11 protein-coding genes are annotated in these 7,672 nt (G+C 68.8%); 7 read left to right on the top strand and 4 right to left on the bottom strand.

From position 1 onward, the window contains the following. Window positions 1-219, top strand: a 219-nt coding sequence (locus tag IPN47_27970; protein ID MBK9411817.1) for a hypothetical protein, incomplete at its 5' end; no start/stop codon positions are given. Window positions 220-400: 181 nt separating this feature from the next. Here IPN47_27970 and IPN47_27965 read toward each other — a convergent pair. Next, a complete protein-coding gene (locus IPN47_27965) occupies window positions 401-586 on the bottom strand; it encodes a hypothetical protein (protein ID MBK9411816.1) in 186 nt (61 codons plus the stop codon). Window positions 587-1,132: 546 nt separating this feature from the next. Between IPN47_27965 and IPN47_27960 the strand changes: the two genes are divergently transcribed. The 4 genes from IPN47_27960 to IPN47_27945 all read left to right on the top strand — a co-directional run bounded on the left by IPN47_27960 (window position 1,133) and on the right by IPN47_27945 (window position 2,618). Further along, window positions 1,133-1,429, top strand: a complete 297-nt coding sequence (locus tag IPN47_27960; GenBank protein ID MBK9411815.1) for a hypothetical protein — start codon at window positions 1,133-1,135, stop codon at window positions 1,427-1,429. After that, window positions 1,411-1,785, top strand: coding sequence for a hypothetical protein (locus IPN47_27955; protein ID MBK9411814.1), 375 nt, complete (start codon window positions 1,411-1,413; stop codon window positions 1,783-1,785). The genes IPN47_27960 and IPN47_27955 overlap by 19 nt, the downstream gene beginning before the upstream one ends. Next, complete coding sequence (locus IPN47_27950; GenBank protein MBK9411813.1) at window positions 1,785-2,261, top strand: hypothetical protein; 477 nt, start codon at window positions 1,785-1,787, stop codon at window positions 2,259-2,261. The genes IPN47_27955 and IPN47_27950 overlap by 1 nt, the downstream gene beginning before the upstream one ends. Window positions 2,262-2,420: 159 nt before the next feature. Further along, window positions 2,421-2,618, top strand: a complete 198-nt coding sequence (locus IPN47_27945; GenBank protein ID MBK9411812.1) for a hypothetical protein — start codon at window positions 2,421-2,423, stop codon at window positions 2,616-2,618. Window positions 2,619-3,399: 781 nt separating this feature from the next. Here IPN47_27945 and IPN47_27940 read toward each other — a convergent pair. After that, the gene (locus tag IPN47_27940) at window positions 3,400-3,555 is read right to left on the bottom strand and encodes a hypothetical protein (GenBank protein ID MBK9411811.1); all 156 of its coding nucleotides are present in this window, start codon (window positions 3,553-3,555) and stop codon (window positions 3,400-3,402) included. Window positions 3,556-4,355: 800 nt separating this feature from the next. On the opposite strand from IPN47_27940, the gene IPN47_27935 reads away from it, so the two are divergent. Next, window positions 4,356-4,916: a hypothetical protein gene (locus IPN47_27935; GenBank protein ID MBK9411810.1), complete on the top strand. Its 561-nt coding sequence runs from the start codon at window positions 4,356-4,358 to the stop codon at window positions 4,914-4,916. Window positions 4,917-5,257: 341 nt separating this feature from the next. Here IPN47_27935 and IPN47_27930 read toward each other — a convergent pair whose 3' ends face one another. After that, complete coding sequence (locus IPN47_27930) at window positions 5,258-5,434, bottom strand: hypothetical protein (GenBank protein MBK9411809.1); 177 nt, start codon at window positions 5,432-5,434, stop codon at window positions 5,258-5,260. Window positions 5,435-6,480: 1,046 nt separating this feature from the next. Between IPN47_27930 and IPN47_27925 the strand changes: the two genes are divergently transcribed. Beyond that, window positions 6,481-6,696 carry a hypothetical protein gene (locus tag IPN47_27925; GenBank protein ID MBK9411808.1) on the top strand — a complete coding sequence of 72 codons (216 nt, stop codon included), beginning with the start codon at window positions 6,481-6,483 and terminating at the stop codon, window positions 6,694-6,696. 146 nt (window positions 6,697-6,842) lie between these two features. Here IPN47_27925 and IPN47_27920 read toward each other — a convergent pair whose 3' ends face one another. Beyond that, entirely contained in the window at window positions 6,843-7,268 is a 426-nt protein-coding gene (locus IPN47_27920; GenBank protein MBK9411807.1) for a hypothetical protein, read from the bottom strand. Window positions 7,269-7,672 lie beyond the last annotated feature (404 nt).

The raw sequence follows: 7,672 nt of genomic DNA, 5'->3' as shown, positions 1-7,672 counted from the left end.
GCGCCCGATCGCTTCGGCTTCATTCTGGGCGATGGCAGCGAGGCCACTTTCCGCACCGCCGACGTCATCCACTACTACCGGCGCCTGAAGCAGTCGTTCGAGCGCTTCCAGGCATCGTGGGACACCGACACGCTACGCCGATCCGCCTCGACCGCACCCGGCCGGTGGAGCGAGGCGGCACTCCAGATGCTCACCCCGACGTCGATGATCTCTCGCTGATCGCCGGCATCAGCCGCAGCCAGATCATTCGGCTGCGCGCGGCCGCGGTGGACACGGTCGAAGAGCTGGCGACCCCGCACCCGATGCGACCATCCCGCGGATCTCGCCGGCGTCACTCGCGGCGATCCGCGAGCAGGCAAGGCTGCAGGTCGCCACGCGCACCACCGGCACCATTGCCTGGTCACTGCGCCCGCTCGACGCGGAACAGCCCCGCCGCGGCCTCGACCTGCTGCCGCCACCGTCCCGGCTCGACATTTTCCTCGATCTCGAGGGCTTTCCCTACGCGGAACGCGGGCTCGATTATCTCATCGGCGCCACGACGATCGCGACGGACGGCAAGCTCGCCTTCGACGATTGGTGGGCGCACGACGAACCGGAGGAGCGCGTCGCCTTCGAGGGCTTCATCGACTGGGCGTGGGGCGGTTCAAGCAGGACCCGACGATGCACATCTCACTATGCCGCCTGACGGGCGCCTTCTCGCGCTTGGCACGCCAAGTACGCGACGCGCACACCGTGGTGCGACAGGGGATGGTGATCGGAACGCCGAGCTATTCGCTCAAAGGAGATCGAGCATCTCTACATGCCGCCGCGGACCGAGGCGATCACCAGCGCCGGCGGCTCCGTCGTGGAGTACCAGCGATGGATCGAGAGTGGCGAGAGCCGGCGGCGGTGGCCCGGCCGTCGCTGATCCTCTCGGCCATCCGCGACTACAATCGCGTCGACTGCGAATCGATGGTCCCGCTCCGCGATTGGCTGCTGGCGCGGCAGCAGGAGGCCAGGCTGTCGTGGCTTCCCCGCCCCGACGCCCCGACCGAACCCATCAGCAATCGCGTGCCGAAGGAGGTCGAGCTCTACGCGGCCGCCCTGGCCGAGCGCGCGGCGGCGCTCCCGCCGGATTCGGAGAGAGCGGCGTGTGACCGAGCTGCTGGGCTGGCTGCTGGAGTATCACCGCCGCGACGCCAAGCCACTGTGGTGGCGCTTCTTCGAACGGCAGACGCTCTCGGAGCTGGAGCTCCACGCCGATGCGGACTGCCTCGCCGGTGTCACGCGGACCGCGCGCGCGCCCTGGCCCGAGAAGAAGTCGACGGTCTACGAATATGCCTTCGATCCGGAACAGGACACCCACTGCTACGCGGGCTCCGCCGTGTCCTCGGCGATGGCATCACCAGCACCAAGATCGACACGATGGACTTGGCCAACGGTCGACTGACGCTGAAGGTCGGCACCGGGCGGTCGCTCCCCGAGCATTGCCAGCTGATTCCCGACGAATACGTGAACCCGACGCCGATCCCCGAATCGGTCGAGCGCTACGTGCGCAGCTGGGACGAGGGCACGCCGGCGTCAGCGGCAGTCGATGACCTGATCCACCGCCGAGCCCCGCGACTGCGTGGCCACGGCGGTGGGCGCGTGATCGCGGCAGGGAGCGGCAGCGACGGCGCGATCGGCGCCGCGCGCGCCATGGATGGCACCACGCTCGCCATCCAGGGGCCGCCGAGCCGGCAAGGACGACGACCAGGGCCCGGCTCAGTCGCGGCGCTGCTCGACGGACAGCAAAGCGCGTCGTGATGGCGACCGGCCACGCCGTGATCCTCAATGTGCTGGAGAAGTTGCTGCAGCAGCGCCCCGACCTCGCCGGGCGCGTCCTCAAGGTGGGAAGAGCGGCCACCCCTGGCGGTGGTGGCGCGGTGCGCTGCTCGATTCGGCGAAGGCTCCCCGATACCGCGACCGCGGGGTCCCTGCGTCGTCGGTGGCACCGCGTGGCTCTTCAGCCGGCCGGAGATGATCGGCGCACTCGACTACCTCTTCATCGACGAAGCCCGGCAAGTTCCGCTCGCCAACGCCGTCGCGGCGGGATGTCGGCGCGCAACCTGATCCTCATGGGCGACCAGATGCAGCTCGCCCAACCGACGCAGGGGGAGCATCCCGGCGAGAGCGGCAAGTCGTGCCTCGCCTATCTCCTCGAGGATCGCGCCGTCATCCCTGACGAGCTCGGCATCTCCTCGGCACCTCATTCCGGATGCACCCCGACGTCTGCCGCCTGATCTCCGAGTCGTTCTACGAGGGGCGGCTCGGCAGCCACGCCCTCACCGCCGGCAATCACGTCGCGCTCCCGGCCACCGCGCCGATCACGACCAGCCACGGTGTCGCCTTCCTCCCGGTCGAGCACGCGGGCAACACGCAGGGGCGACGAAGAGGTCGCGGTGATCGTCAGCCTGGTGACCTCGCTGCTCCAGGGCACCGTGACGGTGCACGGCAACGCCCCACGCCCGATGACGCTCGACGACATTTTGATCGTCGCGCCATTCAATCTGCAGGTGCGCGCCCTCCGCGCCCGCCTCGGTGGCATGGCGCGGATCAGCTCGGTCGACAAGTTCAGGGGCAGGAGGCACCGGTGGTGATCGTCTCGATGTGCGCCAGCACGCGCTCGACGATGCGCCGCGCGGCCCGCAGTTCCTCCTCTCACCCAATCAGCTCAACGTGGCGATCTCGCGGGCGCAAGGCGCTCGCGCTGGTCGTCGGCTCTTCGGGGCTCGGCGACGTCAGGTGTGCGGTCAGTGGAGGAAGTCACGCTGGTGACCGGCGGTGGTGCAGGATCGGGCAGCTTGCCGAAGGGTGGGAGGCGGTCGATGCTTGGACGGTCGGCGCTCGAAGGGTTCAGCCTGCCATCCCGCTTCACCCTGCGCTCGCCGAGGTCGCCGATGACGCGATCGCCTGATGGTCTGCGGTTTGTTCCTCCTCATCGGAGCGTGCGGTCGAGGGTCGCCGACCACGCCGCCACCGCCGCCACCGCCACCTCCGCCTCCGCCACCACCACCGCCGCCGCCGCCACCGCCACCCGCCCGGCGAGACCCCTCGTCTTGCAGCGACCCTGCTGACGACACCGACGGTGGGACGACGCCTTGCGTTCACGGTGACCCGTGACGGGCCAGCCGTCACCCCGACCCTCACGGTCCGCACCGAGCGGCGCTGGCTCACGGAGCGCGCGGTGCTCAACACGGCGTCGCTCGCGGCACGGCAGTTGGTCGCGGCGGGACCGGGCGAAGTCGTCGTCAATGTGGCGGCGGACGGGCTCACCGATTCGGTGATCGTGCGTGTCGTCCCCGCGATCGCTGATCACCGCCCTCGCCGGCCCTGCTGGGCCCCACCCCTCGGCACCGGCGACACGCTCGCCATCCGGGGCTACGGGATGCAGACCGTCGTGCCCGACCAGCTCTTTCCCGGCACGCTCGGCGTGAGCAAGGCCACGACCAGCGACAGTGCCACGCTCCGCCTGGTGACTTCCGCGGCCGCGAGCGGCGGGCCGTGCACCAGCCGGACCGTGGCGTATCGGTTCACGCCCACCAACGTGGACCTCGGATTCGGTGACGACACCGTACACGCGGGCACGCACCGGCGCGCTCGCGCTCGCTGCGGGCAGGCCGTCGCCCTGACCAGCACGGCGGCGGGTTGCCTCCGCGCTCACACCGCGGCACCGCCAATGCGCGCTACCTCCTCGCCTGGGTCGACGACCGTCGCATGGTCAGGCGGAGACGCAGTTCGAGGTCCCCACACCCGGGGATGTCACCGCTGCAGCTGGGATCAGAGCGGTCCACCCGCCACGGTGTCGGTGCCGGGCTCGTGGCCGCGGCACCGGTGCCCAATCCCGTTCGCGCCGATGGCCACGTCGGGCCGCGCCGTCTCGCTGCTGGCCAGTGGCGCGCAGGCGGCCGGCACGTTCATGGATGTTCCCTTCGCAGCCTGCGGTTCGACACCCACTGCGGCCGCGTGGGCCATCTACTGTCGCACGACGCCATGGGTCGTGGGCGCCACGTTCAACTTCCAGCCGACCGCCGTCGCGCGACCGGCGACGACTGCACGCATCATCGCGACGCGCCCGAAGGTCGTCGCGGCGATCATCCAGGCGGACGATGCCCTCCTCGCCCCGGCGGCACTCACCCGTATCGAGGCGACGCTCGACTTCCTCGACACGCAATACCTCGCCTCGCTTCGCCAGTCGCTCGGCACCACCCGCGACGTCGTCACCTCACCCGGTTCGGGGCAACTGGTCGTGATGTTCGAGGGCGGGCGGCACCACCAACACGATTCGCACCACCACCGACGGCAGCGTGCCGCAAGGCGCATTCAGCTTCGTGAGCATGCTGCTCAACGCGACCAATTGCTACGCCATCCCGGCCAACTGCAACGACGGCGGCGTGGACCCGATCATCGTCCACGAGACGACGCACACCTACCAGTTCCTCTCGAACCGCGAGTTGCGCAATGGGCAGTCACCGTTCGGGCAGTCATGGTCGCTGGAAGGCAGCGCCGCGCTGCACGAGCTGCTGACCGCGCTGGAGCGGCACAGCATCGCGTGGAATGCCAACACGCAATTCGAGGCGTTCGCCGGGAACGACCCGCGCCGGCAGACCGCCATCTTCGCCAACGGCAACGTCGGGCTCTTCACGCTGGGCTATCGAGGGGTCGGCAGCGTTCTTCCGCTATCTGGCGCAGCGCTTGGTGACGGAACGCGGGATGACCTGGACCGATGCGCTCCGCGAGGTGCAGATCGGGCGATCGAGAGGCTGGTATGGCATCGGTTTCCGGGGGCGCGTCGTACGGTCAGGGATTGGTGCCGCGGATGCGCGCACGCGCTTCGGACCATCGTGGCATCCGGCCGATGCCCTGCTCGAATGGACGATGGCGCAGGCTGCCGATGACCTTACCAGCAATCCACGCTTTCAGGATCTGACCAGCCGGACCGCAGCCCGCGAGTTCAACGGGCTCTACGTGCGCAACAGCGTCACGCCGTCGGCGGGAGTGTCCGCAGGGGCGGCGCGACCACCCTGAAGACGTCGCCATCGGGCAACAGCGGCGTCTTCAGATTGATGATGCGGCGACCGGTGGGGCTATGTCGCGACGTCGACGGTGGGTGGGTCGGTGCGATGGATGGTGTTGCGGGTACGGTGAGGGGCGAACAGCGAAGCGAGAAGCGAGGCGAGAAGCGAGAAACAGCGGGATAATGGATGATGGATGATCGATGATCGATGATCGATGGTTGTCATCCTGAGCGAAGCGACGGCGTAGCCAGCGCGAAATCGGGGACCTCGCTCTCGCTTCTCGGCTCCTGCTTCCCTTCCATCCCCCTGAGCTCCGTCAACCGCTTCTTCACGCTGGCCACCGTCGGCTGCAACTCGACGTCGGCATCCTTCCACTGGGTGACAGAGAGCGTCGCCAAGTCGCTTGATGGCGCTGGTGCGCTCGCCCTTGCCCAGCGTCGTAGAGTTCTCCGAGGCGCTTCTGTCGTTGCCGCCAAGGCGATGGGGTCGTTCGGGCCGCCCCGGCGCCACGGCGGCGGGTTCGATCGCCAGATAGCGCTCGTAATAGAGGCCATCGCCGAATCGAACTGCCAGCCTTGTCAAGCTGCGCGCGATGCGGAAAATAGGCGCGGTGGCAGTCAACCCTGATGACGCGCCACATCGCTGCCCGTCATCGCGGCACGGAATCGGGCAATCGCTTCCCTGGTCTTCCCCTCGGCCAGCAACAACTCGGCGTCGATCCAGACGAGGCCAGCCTGCAGCGACCGCGACGTCGCTGCGTTGGGGATCGATCGACCAGGCAGCTTGCGCGATCAGCGCCCGGCCGCCGCGCGGGGACACCTGCGTGCGGCGTAGAGCGGGCGGGTGAGGACCAGGGGCGATCCGCCGCCGGAATCCCGGCCCACTGCGGCCGGCGACGATCTTGTCGAGCTGTGCGACCGCCTGCGGTAGCCGCTGGCGGATCCTGGATGTCCGACGCCCGCGCGGCACGGAGAGAGTCCCCGTCGCGTGATCGACGTCCCGCGCGTTCCGACGAGGAGAAGTCGATGCACGGTCGGCCGCGGTAGCGGAACTTGGCGAACTTGCCGAAGCGTCATCGACGGAAGTCGGCGCGGATTCCCTCCGCCAGAGTCTGCTCCGGAACCGACGGCGACTTGGTGACCGCATCAATGACCCGCGTGCGCGCAGTCGATGTCGCCGCGCAGGTACGCAGCGAAGGCAACTGCGGTCGCCAAAGCTCCCCTCCGTTCGCGCCTGCGAAGGCAGCCTTCCCGCACCGAATCGAGGAACCGCGCCGCGTCGTCGTAGCGGCCGACGGAATCCAGCAACGAGTTACCCACCTTGTGGCGGCGTTGCGGACATTGGGAACCTGACGGAACTGCCACTCCGGCATACTTGAGCGCGCTGTCGTATTGCTCACGACTCGCGTAAGAGACGGCAGGCTGATTGAGCGAGGCGGTCTGGAGTGGAGATCGATCGCGACGGCGGCCGAATACGCGGCTGGCGCCTTGCCGCGATCACCCAGAGTGCTGTGCAGCTGGTTGACCGCGCCGGCGAGGATCAGGTTCTTCTCGACCGGCGGGGGACGGTCAACGAAACGCGCCGCGCCCTCCAGCGCCGAGTCGCGGGCGATCTGCAGGGCGCCCGAAGGTTGTTGAGTGCGGCGTTGGGCTTGCGATGAAGCGAGCGCGAAGGTCGGAAATCGAGACGCGATCGCCTAGCAGAACAGCACGACTTTCGCGCGATCGTAGTCACCCTCGACATCGTTGGCGCGAATCGCCTCAGTCGTACTTGCGGAGCGCCTCGAGGTTGGCGGTCGTGGCGCGCTCAGGCGGGACGGCGTTCTGCACTTCCTTGAGCGACTCGGCATGGCTTGCCGCGCAACTTCTTGGTGAGATCGTCGACCACGGTGACATTCAGGGTCTTCACTACCGTCGGCCGTTCCTGATGAGAGGCGAGCACCGTCCCCTGCGCCGTCGAGGTCAGCTCGAGCGAGACGAGGTACCCAGGGCCAGCCGCGGCGAGTCGGCCGCCGAGGATCGCCTTCGCGCCGATGCGCGTCGCGACGGCCACGCCGGTGGCCGGATCGAACGGCGTGCTGTCGGGGCGCTGCATCCGCACGAGCTCTGCCGCCACATCCGACGGGCTCAACACCGTCACCGCGCGCGATTGCGACATCGCGGCGCGCACCGCCGCCTGCACGATCGGCGCGAGCGTCGAGTCGCCACCGGTCGTGGTGAAGTCGGCCAGCAAGACCTTGTCCTGCGCCGCAGGCGTCCCCGCTCGCGAAGAACGACGCCATGAGGCCGATCCCCATCTGTCGGGTGACCATGTAGCCGATCACCAGCAGCACGAAGCTGCCCATGGTGACCATGCCGTAGCGCAGGTTGCGGCGCCATGACAGGTGCGGATTGGCCTTGAGCGCCATCGTCGCCAGCGTCCCCGACGGGGCCGCGGCCCACCATCGTCCCGCCGGGCGTGTGGGCGTCGGCGTGGCGCGCGCACTGCGCCGCGCGACCAAGCAGCATGGCCCGTCAACAACAGCACCGGCAAAACGAGGGCATCAAGCCGACCGCGCCCGGGGGGATCCAGTCCGGTAGACCAATCGCGACCACCGCCGCCTTCGCGACGATCGCCACCGCGACCGTCGCCACCAC

This window comes from Gemmatimonadota bacterium (genome assembly GCA_016719105.1).
Taxonomy (GTDB): domain Bacteria; phylum Gemmatimonadota; class Gemmatimonadetes; order Gemmatimonadales; family Gemmatimonadaceae; genus SCN-70-22.
This window is presented reverse-complemented; position numbering and strand designations above follow the sequence as displayed.